Source organism: Mycobacterium sp. 20KCMC460 (assembly GCF_022179425.1).
Classification (GTDB): domain Bacteria; phylum Actinomycetota; class Actinomycetes; order Mycobacteriales; family Mycobacteriaceae; genus Mycobacterium; species Mycobacterium kiyosense.
Genome location: NZ_AP025524.1, coordinates 2,648,122 through 2,664,871, shown reverse-complemented (window position 1 = coordinate 2,664,871; position 16,750 = coordinate 2,648,122). Strand labels below are relative to the sequence as shown.

Genomic DNA, 16,750 nt, shown 5'->3' with positions numbered 1-16,750 from the left:
GAAGACACCTGACCAGCTGGAAAACGGCCCGCTAGCCGGTGGGGTCACACCCCCGGCGTCCCTCGTGCGCCCAAGCCAGCAGATCCGGCGGCGCCAACTGGTTGATGCGGTGGTTGTAGCGGCGCGTTTCGTGGAAACCGAAGTACTGCTGCCACTCCCCGCTCCCGCCGCGCCGGAAGAAGCGTTCGTCGCTGCGCCAGATGCCGTCGGTGGTATTCGGCGCGATCTCGCTGGCCCGCGAACGCATCGCATCCAGCGAGGCATACGCGGCCAACTCCTGCGCGCGCTCACGGGTGAGGTCGATGCCCAGCGTCGACGCCAGCAGAAGCAGCTCGCCCACCAGGTCGGCCTGCAAGTCCGCATAGTGGAACAGCGCGACGTTGGGCGCGTGGCGGCGTTCCCAGGACTTTCCGAACTGGTCGAGGATGTTGGCCAGCGTGCCGATGCCCCGGGGCGGCGCCAAGCCGACCCCCGGCGGCGGGTGCGCCGGGCCTTCCATCCAGTCGCGGAATTCCGCCACCGGCCCACGCGGCCCGTGCCCGGGCTCGGGCACCCGATCCGGCCGGCCCGGGCGGCCGGTCGCCGGGGCCGCGGCGTCATACAGCTCACGCACCCGGTCCCGGTCCATGTTGGTGGTCTGGTGCAGCATCGACACCGCGGCATCGCGCGGATCGCGGCCGACGCAGATATACGTCACCCGGTCGTCAAGGACGAGGCCGTCCAGCGGGGTGTGCGTCTTGATGAAGCGCCGGTGCCGCTGCGCCTCCAGCACCGCGGCAACCTCCTGGACCGGCCGGATCGTCTGATCGAACCACGGCGACACCGTCGACAACGGCCCCGGCAGATCCGGACCGTCGAACACCAGCAGGGAGACCAACCGCTGCATCCAGGTCATGCCGCATTTCGACGGCGTGGTGATGATGATGTCGCCGGGCCGCAGTTCCAGAGCGTCCCATCGCGTGTTGTCGCTCATCAACGACCGGTACGGCACGCGGTTCACAGCGGTGCTCATATCGAGGACTCCCGGATGATGTCGAACAGGATGCCTTCCACGGTGACGCCCGGCGCGAACGCGAACGCCACGCCCGTGGAGATAGGTTTGGCCGATTCCGCTTGCCGCACCATCGATTCCAGCACGAAGATCAGCGACACGCTGAGCATGTTGCCGAACCTGGCCAGCACCTCCCAGCTCTGCGCCGCGCGTTCGGCGGCGATGCCCAAGGAACGCACCGACTGCTCGATGATCTTGGGGCCGCCGGGATGGATCGCCCACAGATCGATGTCGGACTTAGCCAACCCGTTGTCCCGCAACACTTCTGCCACCACGGGTTCGACACCGCGATAGATGTAGTCGGGCAGGTTCTCCGACAACTCGCAGGTGATGCCGTTGTGGTTGACGCCGAGCACGATGCCGTCCTCGGCGCCGTCGAGCAGTTGGGTGAAGCTGCTGCGGATCACCACGCTGCCCTGCGGAAGCAGCTGTCGCACCTGGCTGGCGCCGATCACCAGCGCGCCACAACCGTCACCGAACAGGCTGTGGATCACCACGTCGTTGATATCGTCGGCGAAAACTGCATTCACCGAACATAATTCGATGCACACCACCAGCGCCTTCATGCTCGGATGGGCCCGCACGTAGGTGGCAGCGATGCGCACGGCGTTCATCGCGGCGGCACAACCCATGAAGTTGACCACCACCCGCGAAATGGACCGCGACAAGCCGAGTTCCTTGACAACCGCGACGTCGACACCCGGCGCGATGAACCCGGTGCTGGTGACGAACACCAGCAACCCGATCTCGTCGGCCCCGTAGGGTAAGTCGGCCAACGCTCGTCTGCTCACGTCCACCGCCAGCGGAACCGCGTGGTCGAAAAACATGTTCATCCGGTCCCGGATCGTCGCAGGGTCACGCCGGAATGCGCCGAATTCGGGGTTCAGCGGGTCCACCGCCATCTGGCGGGTGTCGATCCGCGTCTTCTGGTATATCCGCGGAATCCGTTGCCGCTGTTCGGGATCGTCGAAAAGCTCGGCGACCCGCGCGGCGGCGTCGGCCTGCCCGACCGTGCGCTGCGGCCCGCCCGTCGCGATGCCTTCGATGACCGCGACCGTGGTAGGCGGCGCCGGCGGCAGCTGCGCCAGGCCGATCTCGTCGACTTCTTCGGCGGGCAACACCACACCGCCCTCCCGGGTGCTCATACCGACCCGATTCCGACGAAGCCGGCGACCACGTAGTTGACGCTGTCCTTGAACGCCGTGGGCGAGAGGTGCTCACGCAGCAGACCCCAGTTGCGTTCCCGGGCCGGACGCGACGGCGACAACAGGTAAGTGCAGCAGAGCGTGGGCAGCCGATCGGTGAGGAAACTCTTCGGCGGCAACCATTCCACTCCGGACCTCGCCGACTCTTCGCGCAACACGTCCTCAGTCACGATGTTGGCGAAACCGCTTCGCTGGAACGGCAATACGTGGTGCACGCGGTGCGAGCTCAGGCCGGCCGACAGGAAGCAGTCGACGTAGCGGTTGCCGATCACCTTCAGATCGTGGGCGTGCTCGAGCTGGTCGACCCCCCAATCCTCCCCTGCTGCTTCGGTTGCCGAGTCCTGGTCCTCGAACTCGTGACTGGCCACCACCATGAAGGTGCTGACCCACAGCGTCGCGACGAATTGCAATGCCCAGGCCCAGAAGTCGCCGACGGCCAGGAACACCACCATCTCGGTCACCAGCAGCAACCGCACCCCGGACGACCCGAGGAAGTGCGGTAACGCGTTGCGCCAGCTGCCGTAGCCCTCTTCGACTCCCACCTTGCGGGTCATGTTCCAGACGTCGGCGATCCGCACCGCCATGCCCGTCACCGTGTGGCCGAGCTTGTGGACCGTGTGCACGGGCACCCGATACAGCCTGGGCAACCCCATCATCATGGTGAACACGTTCTTCTTGATGTCCACCGCGCTCTGGGTGTACGGGTGGTGCAGCAGCGTGTGACCGTCGGCGACCACCAGCGCCAGCGCGATGTAATTGAGGTCGAAGGAGTTGACGAACACCCGGTTCAGGCCGCGCTGCGCACGGTGCAGAGCGTAGTGGCCGTAGCCGACTAGCGAACTGCGCAACACGACCATCGCAAACACAAAGGCCCACAACGGCATCCACCGCGGCTCGACCAGGCGCAGCCCCTGCACACCGAAGTAGCCGATCGCCAACAGCACGGCGACAACGTTGAAAAGCCGGTCCATCAACTTGATTCGCGCCGCCAGCGCCGGCTCGGTCAGCCGCGCCTTGACCCGGTGCATCAGGTCTTCTTGGTTGTCGAACCGGTAGTGCGGGGTGTCGCGCCGGCTGTCGAAGTCTGGTTTGAACAAAAACGGCGGGGCGTTGTGCTTGGGATGGATGTCGCGCGGAGTGGCTTCCCGGCCCAGCGAGTAGCGGCGCTCCAGAATGCGTTCGACCACCGTCGGATCGCGGTGATAGGACGCGATGATCGCTGTGATGTCACGGTTCTTGGTGCGCCCGATGAAGAAGGCACCCCCGGGATGCTTGTCGATCCAGTCGCTCAGGTCGTAGGCCCGCCCGTTGTACACCCAGACATCGGGCAACACCGGGGGTCCCCCGCCCGGCGGAGGACCGGGGCGCGGGTCGGTCCCGCGCTCCTGAACCTCCGGGACGTCGTTGGTCATTGCTGGTCCTCCAGGTCTGGTCGAGTGAAATCGGCTGCGCGCCGGGCTTTCCGGCGAGTTGGCCCAAATAGTGCAAGCTCGGCCTTGATGGAGCCTTGGAGAATTCTCAATGGCTGCACGCTGGGATCCTGCGCATCACTGGAGACGAACTGCGGACGAGAACCGACCCGGAGTCCGGCGGCCGCAATGCAGTGCCGCACATCCGGGTCGGTTCCCTACCCGAACGAGCCCGTTATCCCTGCGGGTTGGGGATGGTCACCGGCGCTCCCCAATTGGACAGCGTGATGGTGACGTGACCCTTGTCCTTGTCGAGCACCATCCGCACCAGGTAGGCACTCGGCGGATTGCCCGGAGCGCCCGGCGCCTTCGCGTCGACGATGTAGAGGGTGATCGGCAGCGGACCCTTGGCGTCCTTGCCGATCTGCGGCACCAGCGGGTCGACGACAGCCGGGTCGATCGTCCCGGTCACCTTGATGGTGGCCACCCCGTCGATGTTCTCGTTACCGGCGATCTGCGGACTCTGGACCTTGGCGATCACGGAGCCGATTCCCCTGTCCTTGTCCAGCACCACACCGGGGTCGTAGATCTTGTCCGCCGGCCCGGCCGAGGTGTACTTTCCGGTGTCGTCCTTGGTGTACATCGTCTTCTTGGTGACCACGAACTGCTTGGGCACCGCGGGTGCCTGTGGTTGCAGCCGGATCATGGCGTCACCGACGGCTTGCCCCCCGAGTTCCTGCGGCTGGTTGGTGACGTCGGCGTTGACCGACTCCATCGGCAAGGTGTTGATGTCGGCGGTCTGCAGGTTCACGTGCAGAGAGTGCAACCCGGTGGTGGCCTTGGAGCTGTCCTGCAGCAACTGCTGCGCCTCCGGCGAGGGAGCCGCCGACGAACCGGAGCTGGCCCCGGAGGTCGCCGATGAGGCCGCGGATCCGGAAGTCGCCGATGTCGAGGACGTGGCGGTCGAATTCTTGTTTCCACATCCGGTGATGACCGTCGCGACAACGGCCGCGGCGAACACAATCGCGACTGACGGCCGGGTCCAGGATCGGCAGGAAACACGTCGTTGGGAAATTTGCGCTTGTGAGATCAAGCCATTCATGGCCAGCCTTTGCTGAGTTAACCAACCAGTGGTAGCGAGCGGCGGGCCGCCGCCCTCGTCGTACGGTATGCCGGAGCCTGGAAACCCAGGCACCGGCCATGGTCGCGGGTCTCGGTGACTGCACACCCCGCACCCTGGTTCACCGGCGACGACACCGTCAACAGCACGTCGCCGCCCTCACAGCGTGTTCCCCAGATCACAATTGCCGGAGAGCGCGACAGTAACATGCGGCTGCGATGGTGCAAACGGTTTCGCAGAAGTAACTGACCGGCCCGAGGGCCGCCCGGCGCGCTCTTTGCGGAGCCGCCAATTTGTCGGCGCGCGCGTCGCCTCGACGGACCGGGCGGCTAACCTACCCGGGTGAATCTCGACGGCAATCAGGCAACCATCCGCGAGGTCTGTGACGCCGGTCTGCTCTCCGGAGCGGTGACGGTGGTCTGGCAGCGTGGAGAAGTGTTGCAAGTCAACGAAATCGGCTACCGCGATGTCGAGGCGGGGCTACCGATGCAGCGCGACACGCTGTTTCGTATCGCCTCGATGACCAAACCCGTCACCGTGGCGGCCGTGATGAGCCTGGTCGACGAGGGCAAACTGACTCTGCGCGATCCGGTCGCGCGGTGGGCACCGGAACTCGCCGATCCCAGGGTGCTCGACGACCCACACGGCCCGCTGGACCGAACGCATCCCGCCCGGCGGCCGATCCTGATCGAGGATCTGCTCACCCACACCAGCGGGCTGGCCTACGGGTTCTCGGTGGGCGGCCCGATCGGCCGGTCCTACCTACGACTGCCGTTCAACCAGGGTTCCGACGTCTGGCTCGCCGAACTCGCCGCGCTGCCGCTGGTCCACCAACCCGGTGAAAAGGTGACCTACAGCCACGCCATCGACGTGCTGGGCGTCATTCTGTCCCGCATCGAGGGCAAGCCGCTCTACGAGGTTTTCGACGAGCGCGTGCTCGGTCCGGTGGGCATGCCCGACACTGGGTTCTTCGTAGCGCCCGGGGCGCGCTCCCGCGCGGCCACCATGTACCGGCACGACGAAAACGACCAGTTGCGTCACGACGTGATGGGACCACCGCAGGTCAAGCCGCCGTCGTTCTGCAACGCCGGCGGCGGGCTGTGGTCCACCGCCGACGACTACCTGCGGTTCATCCGGATGCTGCTCGGCGACGGGTCAATCGACGGCGTGCGGGTGCTGTCCCCGGAATCGGTGCGGTTGATGCGCACCGACCGGCTGACCGAGGAGCAGAAGCGGCACCACTTCCTCGGCTCGCCGTATTGGGTGGGCCGCGGGTTCGGGCTGAACCTGTCGGTGGTGACCGATCCGGCCAAGGCCACCCCGCTGTTCGGGCCCGGCGGCGTGGGCACGTTCAGCTGGCCGGGCGCCTACGGGACGTGGTGGCAGGCCGACCCCAGCGCGGACCTGATCCTGATGTACCTGATCCAGTACTGCCCCGACCTGACCGTCAACGCCGCCGCCGCGGTAGCGGGCAACCCGACCCTGGCCCGGCTGCGCACCGCCCAACCGCGGTTCGTCCGGCACACCTACCGCGCGCTGGGGCTGTAGGGAAAGCTTTGAGGCTGGAGCCATGGCCGAGTCACCGGCGATGCTGTCCGACTATCCGGCCATGTCCAGCGCCAACCGGGCGTAGGCGCGCACGTCGGCGTCGTTGTCCTTCAGCGCGATACCCAGCGCATGCCGGGCGGCGCTCTGGTCGGACCAGCGAGTCAGGCTGAGCACGGCCGCTTTTCGGACGTCCAGATGCGCGTCGCCCAATGCATCTGCCAGCCGCGGCACCGCGAACTCGGCGCCGGCCCCCGCCAGGGCCCGCGCCGCGCCTTCGCGGACCTGCCAGGCCGGTGCCCGCAGGGCCTGCTCGACCTGCCCCAAATCTTCTGTGCTACAACCGATTTTGCCGATGGCGGTCAAGGCCGCGGCGCGCACCAGCGGGTCGGGGTCGGCGATCAGCCGGCCTGCGGCCCGGCCGGTGTCGGGGCAGTCGCGCAGCGTCGCCAGGCCGGCGGCCGCGGCGATGCGGACCTCGCGGTTCTCGTCGCCGGTGGCGGCGATCACCCCGGCGGCGTCGTCCACCGACACCAGTGCGTGCACCGCCTCGATGCGCACCCGGTGATCGTCGTCGGCGAGGGCCCGGCGGTACAAGTCCGGCTCACCGGCGCGCCGCGCGGCCAACAGATAGACTGCGGCCGCCCGCACCACCCGGTCGGGCGAATCCAGGTGACCACGGGCCTGCGCCGGGTCGGGCAGCACCTCGACCAGCTCCCGGACTCCCTCGGCGGCGGTGCGGCGCACCGAAGCGTCGGCGTCGTCCAGCGCGGCCAGCAGCGCTGGTCCGTAGCCGTCGGGCGTGTGCTCGGTCAGCGTGGCCACCGCGGTGCGCCGCACCCCGGGATCGGGGTCGGTGAGGTAGTCGGCAAGCGTTTCGGTGGTGGGCTCGTCGAGCGCCAGCACCGCGGCGATGCGCGGCGAGGGCGGCTCCACCGCGGGCGCCGCGGTGATCCGCGACCGGGTGGTCGCCGGCGCCTGCCCGCCGACCAGCGCGGGCTCCTGCACGTCGAGCTCCCGCTGGTCGGCCGGCGGCAGGCCGTCGAGTTCGGGCACCGACACGAAATACGGCGCCACCGGCCGCTTGCGGAACAGCATGTCCCCGCCGGGACCCTTGCACAGGTTGAGGTGATAGCCCCACTGGCTGTCGTCGCGGCCGGGCAGGTCGGCGCGGTCATGGTAGAGGCCCCAGCGTGATTCGGTCCGGGTCAGCGAGGACCGGGCGGCCATCTCGGCGCAGTCGCGGATGAATGACACCTCGACGGCGCGCATCAGCTCGTGCGGGGTGCGCGCACCCATGGCGGCGATCTCGTCGCGCATCCGCTCGAAGGTGCGCACCGCGATGGACAGCTTGGCCGCCGACTTCGGCGGCGCCACATAGTCGTTGACGAAGCGCCGCAGCTTGTACTCCACCTGCGGTTGCGGCGGCCCGTCCGGATGGCGCAACGGGCGGTAGATCAACTCGTGCGCCTCTCGCAATTGTTCGGACGGGAGTTGTTGTGGTGCAGCAACTTCCAAAACGGACGAGGCAGCATCGGCACCGGCCAGATCGCCGAAGACGAACGCCCCGATCATGTAGTTGTGCGGCACGCACGCCAGGTCACCGGCGGCGTACAGGCCCGGCACCGTGGTGCGGGCATGCTCGTCGACCCACACCCCGGATGCGGAATGCCCACTGCACAAACCGATTTCTGAGATATGCATCTCGATGTCGTGGGTGCGGTAGTCGTGGCCGCGGTTCGCGTGGAACGTGCCGCGGGTGGGCCGTTCGGTGGTGTGCAGGATGTTCTCCAGCGCGGTCAGCGTCTCGTCGGGCAGGTGTGACACCTTCAGGTAGATGGGTCCGCGGGCGGAGTCGATCTCGGATTTCACCTCGGCCATCATCTGCCCCGACCAGTAGTCGGAGTCGACGAACCGTTCTCCGTCGGCGTTGACCTGGTACCCGCCGAACGGGTTGGCCACGTACGCGCAGGCCGGGCCGTTGTAGTCCTTGATCAGCGGGTTGACCTGGAAGCACTCGATGCCGGACAGCTCGGCGCCGGCGTGATAGGCCATCGAGTAGCCGTCCCCGGCGTTGGTCGGGTTCTCGTAGGTGCCGTACAAATACCCCGAGGCGGGCAGACCCAGCCGGCCGCACGCACCCGTCGCCAGGATCACCGCCTTGGCGCCGACGGCGACGAATTCGCCGGTGCGGGTGTGCAACGCGGCGGCGCCGACGGCCCGGCCGTCGGCGACCAGGACCCGGACCGGCATCAGGCGGTTCTCGATGCGGATCTTCTCCCGCATGGAGCGCTGCCGCAGCACCCGGTACAAGGCCTTCTTGACGTCCTTGCCCTCGGGCATCGGCAGCACATAGGAGCCCGAGCGGTGCACCCGGCGCACCGCATACTCGCCATGGGAGTCCTTTTCGAACTTGACCCCGTAACGTTCCAGCCGCTGCACCATGGCGAAGCCGCGGGTGGCGGTCTGATATACGGTGCGCTGGTTGACGATTCCGTCGTTGGCCCGGGTGATCTCGGCGACGTAGTCCTCCGGTTCGGCCTTGCCGGGGATGACGGCGTTGTTCACCCCGTCCATGCCCATCGCCAACGCGCCCGAGTGCCGCACATGCGCCTTCTCCAACAGCAGCACCTGGGCGCCGTGCTCGGCCGCGGTCAGCGCCGCCATGGTGCCCGCGGTGCCGCCACCGATCACCAGCACGTCACAATCCAGCCGCACCTGCGGTTGCACGTCCGGGATCTGCATCATGCCGCCACCACCGAATGATCGAGCGCGGCGATGATCTCGGCACGCAGCGCCGGACGGGGCGTGTCGACGCGCGGCTCGGGCACATCGATGACCGCGCGCAGCGGTTGTCCGGCCTTGCCCAGCACCGCGATTCGATCACCCAGCAACAGCGCCTCGTCCACGTCGTGGGTGACGAACACCACGGTGGTGGGATGGGAACTCCAGGTGTCGATCAGCAATCTCTGCATGGCGGAACGGGTTTGGGTGTCCAGCGCGCCGAACGGCTCGTCCATCATCACCGCCCGCGGCGCGCCGGCCAGACCTCGGGCCAGCTGGACGCGCTGCCGCATGCCGCCGGACAGGCTCTTGGGCAGGTAGTCGCCGAAGCCGCCGAGCCCGAGTTCGGCGATCCACCTTTCGGCCTGCGCACGCCGCCCGGCCCGCGGCACACCACGCAGCCGCAGCGCGAGTTCGATGTTGGATCGCACACTGCGCCAGGGCAACAGCGCGTTGTCCTGAAACACCATGCCGCGGTCACCCGAGGTGGTGGTGACCTCGACGCCGTCGGCCAGCACCCGGCCGGCGTCGGGCCGCAGCAACCCCGCCACCGCCCGCAGCACGGTGGACTTGCCGCAACCCGACGGTCCGGTGAGCACCAGGATCTCACCCGGACGCACCACCAGGCTCAGCCCGTCGATGACCGGTTCTCCGGTGTAGGACAATCGAACTCGATCGAGTTCCAGGCTCATCGCGTGGCTCGTCGGGGTCATCTTTGCTCCTCCTGCGCGCGCGGTAGCCAGCGCGTCACCCGCCGGCCGAGAAGTTCCACTGCCGCGGCCGTGACGAAGCCGAGGACGCCGATCGTGATGATCCCGACGAACACCTGCGGATAGGCCAGCACCGTGTAGTCCTGCCAGGTGCGGTATCCGACCCCCAGCCGGCCGGAGATCATCTCCGCGGAGATCACACAGATCCACGCCACCCCCATGCCCACCGACAGGCCGCCGAACACGCCGGGCAGGATGCCGGGCAGCACCACCTGGGTCAGCACCTCCCAGCGCCGGCCGCCCAAGGTGCGCACCGAGTCCTCCCACAGCGTGGGCAGCGCCCGCACGGCGTGACGGGTGCTGACCATGATCGGGAAAAAGGCGGCCAGGAACGTGATGAACACGATCCCGGCTTCGTCGGTGGGAAAGAGCAGGATCGCCACCGGCACCATCGCGATAGCGGGGATGGGCCGGGCCAGCTCGGTCAACGGGCCGATGGTGTCGGCGAACAACTTCGAACGCCCGAGCAGCACCCCGGTCGCGACACCGATCACCGCGGCGATGCCGAACCCGGTCAGGATGCGCAGCAGGGACTGCGCCAAATCCAGCCAGTACTCGTAGGTTTGCAGCCGGCGGTTCGCCGCATGGGTGATCTCGGTGACGGTCGGCAGCGTGTCGAACCGCAGCCAGAACCGCACCTTGCCGGCGGTGAGCAGCTGCCACAACCCGACCGCCGCGAGCACCGACGCCAGCCGCAGCAGCCGCGACCGCCACGGCGAGCGCGTCCGTCGTAGCGTCACGAAGACCGGGGCGGGGACCGCCCCGACCACCCTGTCGGTCAACTCGGCCGTCATAGCGAACCTCCCAGTGCCTGTTGATAATTCACCGTCACCGCGCCCGGGTGCGCGGCCAGGTAACGCCGCGCCCCGGCCACCGTGCCGAACGGGCGGTAGACGGCACCGTCGCGCACCCAGACCGCCTTGTCGGCGAACCAGCGGGTGCCCAGCTCGGCGTCGGGCACGTAGGCGGCGCGCACTTTCGCGCCGCGGGCGGTCGCATCCCGGACCGCCTGCAACAGGGCGGTCGGACTGGCCACCGGCTGCGTCGCGGCGGCGCCGTCCAGCCACAGTTCACTGGCCAGCGCGGGATCCCCGCCAAGAGCCGACGGGTTGGTGGTGCGCCGGCGCACCGCCGCGTAATCCAGTCCGCGCGCGCCGAACACCGCACGCAGCGGCTCCTCCTGCACGAAACCGTCGATGTCGACGTCGGCGAAATCGCCGATCGACTTCAGGTACGGGACATCGCCTTTGAGCGCCTCCACCAACGACGGCTTCAGCGTGGCGTCGAAGGAGGTACCGCCGGGCCCGTTGTAGAGGTACACCACTTCCTGTGGCAGCCCGCTGGCCTCGGCGACGATGCGGGCGGCCTCCAGCGGCCTGGTGTTGAGGAAGTCGGTGGCGTCCAGTTGCGCCTGCAGGAACGCCGCCAGCACTTCGGGGTGGGCGCCGGCGTAGGCCCGCCGCGCCACCACACCGTGCAGGGTCGGCACATCCAGTTCGGCCCCGTCGTAGAGCAATTTGCCCTTGTTCTGGTAGACCAGCAGCCCCGGCCACGCGACGAACTGTGAAAGCGCTTGCACCTGACCGGATTCCAGGGCCGAGGCACCCACCTGCGGCTGCTGGTTGAGCACGTCGACTCCGGATACGTTGTCCTTGGCCAGGGCTCGCACCAAGGTGCCGTGGCCGGCCGAACCCACCGAGGCCGACACCTTCGTGCCGGACAAATCGGCAAGCGTGGTGGCAGCCGAATCAGGCTTCACCACAACCATGTTCAGTGCGCCCTTGGGGTTGTACCCGGTGACCGAGACCAGCTCGGTACGCGCGCGGGGGTTGGCCTGCGTCTTGGAACCGTTGATCAGCAGGGGGTAGTCCCCCATCGAGCCGATGTCGATCTTCTCGGCCAGCATCTGCGCGGTGATCGGGGCGCCGGTGTCGTAGTCCTGCCAGCGCACCGCGTATCGGGTTCCGGTGCGGGCGGTGATGTCGGCCAGCCGGTGCTCCAGGTAGCCCTGGGCGCGCAGCAAGGTGCCGGCGGTGACGGTGTTGATGGTCTTGGACTGGTAGCCGACGACGACGTTGACCACCCCGGCGGAATCGGCCATCGACTCCAATGAGCAGCCCGAACTCAGGGTCGCCGCCACGATCACCACCGACATAAGGGCGGCGCGGAGTTTCATGGTCGGTCCTAGCGGAGTAGATAGGGCATGTTGACGGTGACGGCGCCGGTCGGACAGCGGGCCGCGCACGGCCCGCAGTACCAGCATTCGTCGACGTGCATGAACGCTTTGCCGGTGTCGGGGTTGATCGCCAGCGCGTCCAGCGGGCAGACCTCGACGCACAGCGTGCAACCGTCGATGCACAGCGACTCGTCGATGGTGACCGGCACGTCGGCGCGGTTGTTGCTGACCAGTGTCAAGGCTTGCTCCTAATCAGATTGCCGCGCATGGTGATTCGGTCACCGCGCATCCGGATGTACTCCAGGTCGACCGGCCGGCCGTCGTCGAGGCTGGTGAGCCGCTCGAGCATGAGCAGCGGCGCCCCGTCGGGCACCTGCAGGGTGGCCGCCGAATGGGCGTCGGCGGGAATGGCTTCCAGCGCCAGCGTCGCCGAACCCAGAACCTGGCCGCTGACCTGCTCGATGAGCGCGAAGATGTCGTCGGTCTCCAGCCGATGCTTGAGTACCTCGGCGCCGATATCGGGCGCCAGGTAGGTCAGGTCGAGGCTGAGCGGCAGATTGCCCAGGAAACGCAACCGTTCGACGAACACCGCCTGCGCGCCGGGTTCCAGCCGCAGTCGGTGGGCCACCGACGGCGGGGCCACCACCGACATCGCGACGCGGACTTCGTTGCGCACTTCGCCGTCGTTCCTGAAGGTTTCCTTGAGCCCCAGCAGCGCATCCAGGCCGTGCGCGTACTTCCGTTGCGCGACATGGGTTCCCACTTTGGGTCCGCGTTCGATCAGCCCTTCGTTCTTCAGTACGCCGAGCGCCTCGCGAATGGTGTTGCGCGACACCAGGAATTCGGCGGCCAGTTCGCTCTCCGCCGGCAAGCCGTCGGCGTAGGCGCCGGCGTGGATCTGCTGACGCAACACGTCGGCGGTGCGCCGGGCCCGGTCGGCCCGGGCTCCCTGGATCGGTACTGCTTCGGCCACGCCGTCACGCTAATGCAGGTCAGCGGCCCATTCTGGACACTCGGAGCGGGTCGGTGGCGGCACCGACCAATGCGCCAGGCCACGGTTCGGGCCGGTCGGCTGCGACCAGCGAAAACCGCGGATCAGTGGGCTATTGCGCCACCCGAGGCGTCCGCGGCAACTTCCGATCCCGGTGAGCGTAACGGCCGCGCGCCCGCGCGCAGGCGCGCCGACTGGGAATCACACGACGCGACACGCCGCTGTGCCGTCGCCGGATTCCCGCTCGGCAGCCGCCGACGGCGAGGCGGACGGCCGAAGCAGCCCCGACTCAGTTCACCGGAACGGTGTGCTCGTTGGCCACCAGCGTCTGTTCGGCTCCGGTGGCCGGACCGGACCCGTTGCCGTTGCTACTGGCGCTGGTCACCGCGCTGCGCTTGGCCTCCAGCCGGGCCAGCGCCTCCTGGGTGAACACCGACAATCCCAGATCGTGGTTGTAGCCGTGGATTTCCTTCACGTCGAGCTGAGCCAGGAAGTAGATGATCTCCTTGGAGACCACCTGCCCCGGCACCAGCACCGGGAAACCCGGCGGGTAGGGCACCACAAACGTGGTGGACACCAACGTCTTTCCCTCGGCGAGCCGACGCCCGGCGGTACCGATCTGCACGTATTCACGGTCGGATTCCTCGTAGCCGGCGTAGAACGCCGAGCGGGTGTCGCCATAGCTGGTCGCCCCCTCCGGCCGGAACGCGACGTCGAACTCGCTGAAGTCGGGCAGATGCGGCAGATCCTCGGTGATCTCCTCGACCCGGCGCTCGTGCAGCGCCCAGTCGGCGGTGCTGGCGGCCTTCTTCTCCCGGTCGAAGTCGATGGCCACCCGGCGCAACACGTCGAGCAGGTGATGCACGCTCGACCAGGTAACGCCGATGGTGAAGATCAGCAGCACGCTGTTGATCGACGTCTTGTTGATCTGGATACCGAACCGGTCCATCAGGATCTTCTCGCGGAAGTCGTAACCGTTCATTCCGGTGTTGCCCAGGAACAGCGTGACCCGGGTGGGATCCAGCACGAACTGGTCGGACCGCCAGGCCTCGTTCCACTCGTCCAGGGCGCCCTGCCGGACCTCCCGGTACGAGCTGACCGACGCCCGGTACTCCTGCGGAACCAGGTCGGATTCGTCGAGGATGCGGAACCACTTGCTGATCAACCGGTCTTTACGGACCCGGTGCCGGAACACCAGGGCCATGTCGTAGACCTGGCGGACCAGCTGGAACCCCTCGATGTCGACCTGGCGACGAGCCAGGTCAAGTGAGGCCAGCAGCTGCTGGTTCGGCGAGGTGGAGGTGTGCGTGAGGAACGCCTCGCCGAACGCGTCGCGGGCGCGAGCGTTGAAGTCCTGGTCGCGGACGTGGATCATCGACGCCTGCCGGAACGCCGACAGCGACTTGTGCGTGGAGTGCGTCGCATACACCCGCACCCGGGCCCGATCGGGATCCGGCAACAGCTTGCGATCGACCCACTCCGAGCGGGGCACTCCTTGCATCGAGGCCTGCCACTTGCGGTACTCCGCACGGTATTCCGGGGAGGCCAGGCGCTGCTCGAGGTGTTCGGCCGACACCATCGCCGTCCGCTGCCGGGCCCACGGCACGGCGGTGGCGAACGCGTACCACGCCTCGTCCCACAGAAAGCAGATGTCCGGCTTGATCGCCAGCACCTCCTCCATCACCTGCCGCGGGTTGTAGACGACCCCGTCGAAGATGCAGTTGGTGAGCAGCAGCATCCGCACCTTGTCCAGCTGCCCGGCCTCCTCGAGGTCCAGCAGCGCCTTCTTGATGGTGCTCAGCGGCACCGCTCCGTAGATGGCGAACTGCGGCAGCGGATAGGCGTCCAGATACAGCGGGTAGGCACCGGCCAGCACCAGGCCGTAGTGGTGTGACTTGTGGCAGTTGCGGTCGATCAGCACGATGTCGCCCGGGCGGGTCAGCGACTGCACCACGATCTTGTTGGCGGTGGAGGTCCCGTTGGTGACGAAGTAGGTGTGGTTGGCGTTCCAGGTGATCGCCGCCTTGTCCATCGCTTTCTTGATGTTGCCGTGCGGGTCGAGCAGTGAATCGAGCCCACCGGAGGTGGTGGACGTCTCGGCCATGAAGATGTTGCGGCCGTAGAACTCGCCCATGTCCTGCAGTGACTTGGAGTTGAAGATAGACGCGCCGCGCGCGACGGGCAGTGCGTGGAACTGACCGACCGGCGCGGCCGCGTAGGCCCGCAACGCATCGAAAAACGGTGTGGAGAACCGGTTTCGCAGACCGGCGATGACCGTGCTGTGCAAATCGGTGACGTCGTTGAGGCGGTAGAAGGTGCGGTCGTAGACGTCGGGTTCGTCCTCGTTGCCCGCCGCGATCGACTCGTCGGTCAGCAGGTACAGGTCGATGTGCGGACGCAGCTCGCGGATCCACTCGCCGCATTCGACCCAGTCGTGCGCGCGGTCGGACACCGGGACGTCGTCGTTGGCGCCCAGCAGCGTGTTCATCAGCGGCACCCGGTCACGCGAGCGCAGCGGCAGGTCGTGGCGGATGATCGCGGCCTGAATCTCGCCGTTGAGCGCCACCGCGGTGATCGCGTCTTCGACACTGGGAGCCACCAGAATCTCGAACTGGATGTCGTCGGCCGGGTTGCGCAACGCTCGCAGGCTCTCGGCCAGCGAGTCCGGCGAGTTGTGCGGCGAGTCGTCGGCCAGCAGCACCGTGTAGAACTGCTGCTGCTTGGCCTGCGCCACCAGCTCCTGGTCGGCCAGTGGTGCGGTGATGTCGAAAAGCGCAGTGCGGTCACCGTATTCGGACAGCAGCCGCACGGCCTGCGACACCTCCTCGGTGAGCCGCACCGTGGACAACATCTCCAGATGAGCGCGGAAGGTCGCCAGGTTCGCCGCCCCCGGATACAGCCAGTACCGCTCGTAGGCGGCGATGCGGTCCATCAGCCGCTTCACCTTGGCCAGGTCGTGGGTCTTGTCCAAGCCCGCCAGGTCGACCTCGGCGAGATGACGGCAGGCGTCGTCGAGCAGGTTCCACGTGTCGATGCGCGTGTACGACGGGTTGGCCACCGCGGCCAGCGCGGAGACTCGAAGTCGTCGCTTGGGGGCGCTGTCTGGGTTCATTTCGTCACCTGTCTTCCGCCAGCGGTTGCAGCTGATCCCATGCCACAGTAGAGGTCGGCGGGGCGGGATCGGAACCGTTCGGCACCGGTTGGCAAGCGACATCTGCCGCCGGGGCGGCGATTTCAGGCCGGGAGTTCGGCCTCATGCACGCCATACGGAACGGCGGCGAGCAGGGTGACAGTCAACTGTTCACCGCTGGGCAAGCGGTAAGTCCGCTGCTCGTCAGGTGCTGCGCCCACGATCGCGGCACCCAACGGAGACCGGGTCGAGTAGACCTCGATGTCGCCGTGCTCGGCGCCGCGCACCCCCAGCAGGAACGTCTCGACGTCACCGCTGTCCTCGAAGCGGACGGTCACCACCATGCCCGGTTCGGCAATGCCGTCGTCGGGTGGGTCGTCACCGGCGACGGTGGTGAGCATGAGGTCGTGGATCCGCTGGATCTGCAGTTGCGCGTCGTCGGGATCGGGGCCCGACGCCGACTGTTTGCGCAACGAGGACAGTCGCTGCTGCAGCCGTTCGTACGCCTGCCTGGAAATCCATGCCCGCCCGGTCATTGGCTGCTCCTCACTTCAGATTCGTTGGTTGCC

General features: G+C 67.5%; 14 protein-coding genes. 2 read left to right on the top strand and 12 right to left on the bottom strand.

Going from position 1 to position 16,750, the window contains the following annotated elements:
• Positions 1 to 31 precede the first annotated feature (31 nt).
• The 4 genes from MKCMC460_RS12585 to MKCMC460_RS12570 form a co-directional block, all read right to left on the bottom strand.
• Entirely contained in the window at positions 32 to 1,012 is a 981-nt protein-coding gene (locus MKCMC460_RS12585; RefSeq protein WP_238305785.1) for a sulfotransferase domain-containing protein, read from the bottom strand.
• On the bottom strand, positions 1,009 to 2,196 hold the full coding sequence (locus tag MKCMC460_RS12580; RefSeq protein ID WP_236976061.1) for a type III polyketide synthase: 1,188 nt from the start codon (positions 2,194 to 2,196) through the stop codon (positions 1,009 to 1,011). The genes MKCMC460_RS12585 and MKCMC460_RS12580 overlap by 4 nt, the downstream gene beginning before the upstream one ends.
• Positions 2,193 to 3,668 carry a cytochrome b5 domain-containing protein gene (locus MKCMC460_RS12575; RefSeq protein WP_238305784.1) on the bottom strand — a complete coding sequence of 492 codons (1,476 nt, stop codon included), beginning with the start codon at positions 3,666 to 3,668 and terminating at the stop codon, positions 2,193 to 2,195. Before MKCMC460_RS12575 ends, MKCMC460_RS12580 begins: the two co-directional genes overlap by 4 nt.
• Positions 3,669 to 3,900: 232 nt before the next feature.
• Positions 3,901 to 4,476, bottom strand: coding sequence for an LppX_LprAFG lipoprotein (locus MKCMC460_RS12570; RefSeq protein ID WP_289624952.1), 576 nt, complete (start codon positions 4,474 to 4,476; stop codon positions 3,901 to 3,903).
• A gap of 22 nt (positions 4,477 to 4,498) precedes the next feature.
• Between MKCMC460_RS12570 and MKCMC460_RS31540 the strand changes: the two genes are divergently transcribed.
• Positions 4,499 to 4,783 (top strand): hypothetical protein, encoded by a 285-nt coding sequence (locus tag MKCMC460_RS31540; RefSeq protein WP_289624953.1) that lies wholly within the window; start codon positions 4,499 to 4,501, stop codon positions 4,781 to 4,783.
• Positions 4,784 to 5,127: 344 nt separating this feature from the next.
• Positions 5,128 to 6,333 carry a serine hydrolase gene (locus MKCMC460_RS12565; protein ID WP_236976070.1) on the top strand — a complete coding sequence of 402 codons (1,206 nt, stop codon included), beginning with the start codon at positions 5,128 to 5,130 and terminating at the stop codon, positions 6,331 to 6,333.
• Between the two features lie 51 nt (positions 6,334 to 6,384).
• On the opposite strand, the gene MKCMC460_RS12560 is transcribed toward MKCMC460_RS12565, so the two are convergent.
• From MKCMC460_RS12560 to MKCMC460_RS12525, 8 genes are all read right to left on the bottom strand, one after another.
• Positions 6,385 to 9,078: a fumarate reductase/succinate dehydrogenase flavoprotein subunit gene (locus tag MKCMC460_RS12560; protein ID WP_238305783.1), complete on the bottom strand. Its 2,694-nt coding sequence runs from the start codon at positions 9,076 to 9,078 to the stop codon at positions 6,385 to 6,387.
• On the bottom strand, positions 9,075 to 9,827 hold the full coding sequence (locus MKCMC460_RS12555) for an ABC transporter ATP-binding protein (RefSeq protein WP_236976072.1): 753 nt from the start codon (positions 9,825 to 9,827) through the stop codon (positions 9,075 to 9,077). The genes MKCMC460_RS12560 and MKCMC460_RS12555 overlap by 4 nt, the downstream gene beginning before the upstream one ends.
• Positions 9,824 to 10,678 (bottom strand): ABC transporter permease, encoded by an 855-nt coding sequence (locus MKCMC460_RS12550; protein WP_236976074.1) that lies wholly within the window; start codon positions 10,676 to 10,678, stop codon positions 9,824 to 9,826. The genes MKCMC460_RS12555 and MKCMC460_RS12550 overlap by 4 nt, the downstream gene beginning before the upstream one ends.
• Positions 10,675 to 12,060, bottom strand: a complete 1,386-nt coding sequence (locus MKCMC460_RS12545) for an ABC transporter substrate-binding protein (protein WP_236976080.1) — start codon at positions 12,058 to 12,060, stop codon at positions 10,675 to 10,677. Before MKCMC460_RS12545 ends, MKCMC460_RS12550 begins: the two co-directional genes overlap by 4 nt.
• 8 nt (positions 12,061 to 12,068) lie before the next feature.
• Entirely contained in the window at positions 12,069 to 12,299 is a 231-nt protein-coding gene (locus MKCMC460_RS12540) for a ferredoxin family protein (RefSeq protein WP_236976082.1), read from the bottom strand.
• Positions 12,296 to 13,033, bottom strand: coding sequence for a GntR family transcriptional regulator (locus tag MKCMC460_RS12535; protein ID WP_236976084.1), 738 nt, complete (start codon positions 13,031 to 13,033; stop codon positions 12,296 to 12,298). The genes MKCMC460_RS12540 and MKCMC460_RS12535 overlap by 4 nt, the downstream gene beginning before the upstream one ends.
• Before the next feature lie 307 nt (positions 13,034 to 13,340).
• Entirely contained in the window at positions 13,341 to 16,163 is a 2,823-nt protein-coding gene (locus tag MKCMC460_RS12530; RefSeq protein WP_370653121.1) for an aminotransferase class I/II-fold pyridoxal phosphate-dependent enzyme, read from the bottom strand.
• Positions 16,164 to 16,285: 122 nt separating this feature from the next.
• Entirely contained in the window at positions 16,286 to 16,717 is a 432-nt protein-coding gene (locus MKCMC460_RS12525) for a GreA/GreB family elongation factor (RefSeq protein ID WP_236976086.1), read from the bottom strand.
• Positions 16,718 to 16,750: the final 33 nt, after the last annotated feature.

Bases quoted from the DNA above. Each gene is read 5' to 3' on its own strand.
- MKCMC460_RS12545 (WP_236976080.1), bottom strand. From the start codon at position 12,060: ATGAAACTCCGCGCCGCCCTTATGTCGGTGGTGATCGTGGCGGCGACC.
- MKCMC460_RS12525 (WP_236976086.1), bottom strand. From the start codon at position 16,717: ATGACCGGGCGGGCATGGATTTCCAGGCAGGCGTACGAACGGCTGCAG.
- MKCMC460_RS12575 (WP_238305784.1), bottom strand. From the start codon at position 3,668: ATGACCAACGACGTCCCGGAGGTTCAGGAGCGCGGGACCGACCCGCGC.
- MKCMC460_RS12550 (WP_236976074.1), bottom strand. From the start codon at position 10,678: ATGACGGCCGAGTTGACCGACAGGGTGGTCGGGGCGGTCCCCGCCCCG.
- MKCMC460_RS12530 (WP_370653121.1), bottom strand. From the start codon at position 16,163: ATGAACCCAGACAGCGCCCCCAAGCGACGACTTCGAGTCTCCGCGCTG.
- MKCMC460_RS12585 (WP_238305785.1), bottom strand. From the start codon at position 1,012: ATGAGCACCGCTGTGAACCGCGTGCCGTACCGGTCGTTGATGAGCGAC.
- MKCMC460_RS12560 (WP_238305783.1), bottom strand. From the start codon at position 9,078: ATGATGCAGATCCCGGACGTGCAACCGCAGGTGCGGCTGGATTGTGAC.
- MKCMC460_RS12555 (WP_236976072.1), bottom strand. From the start codon at position 9,827: ATGACCCCGACGAGCCACGCGATGAGCCTGGAACTCGATCGAGTTCGA.
- MKCMC460_RS12580 (WP_236976061.1), bottom strand. From the start codon at position 2,196: ATGAGCACCCGGGAGGGCGGTGTGGTGTTGCCCGCCGAAGAAGTCGAC.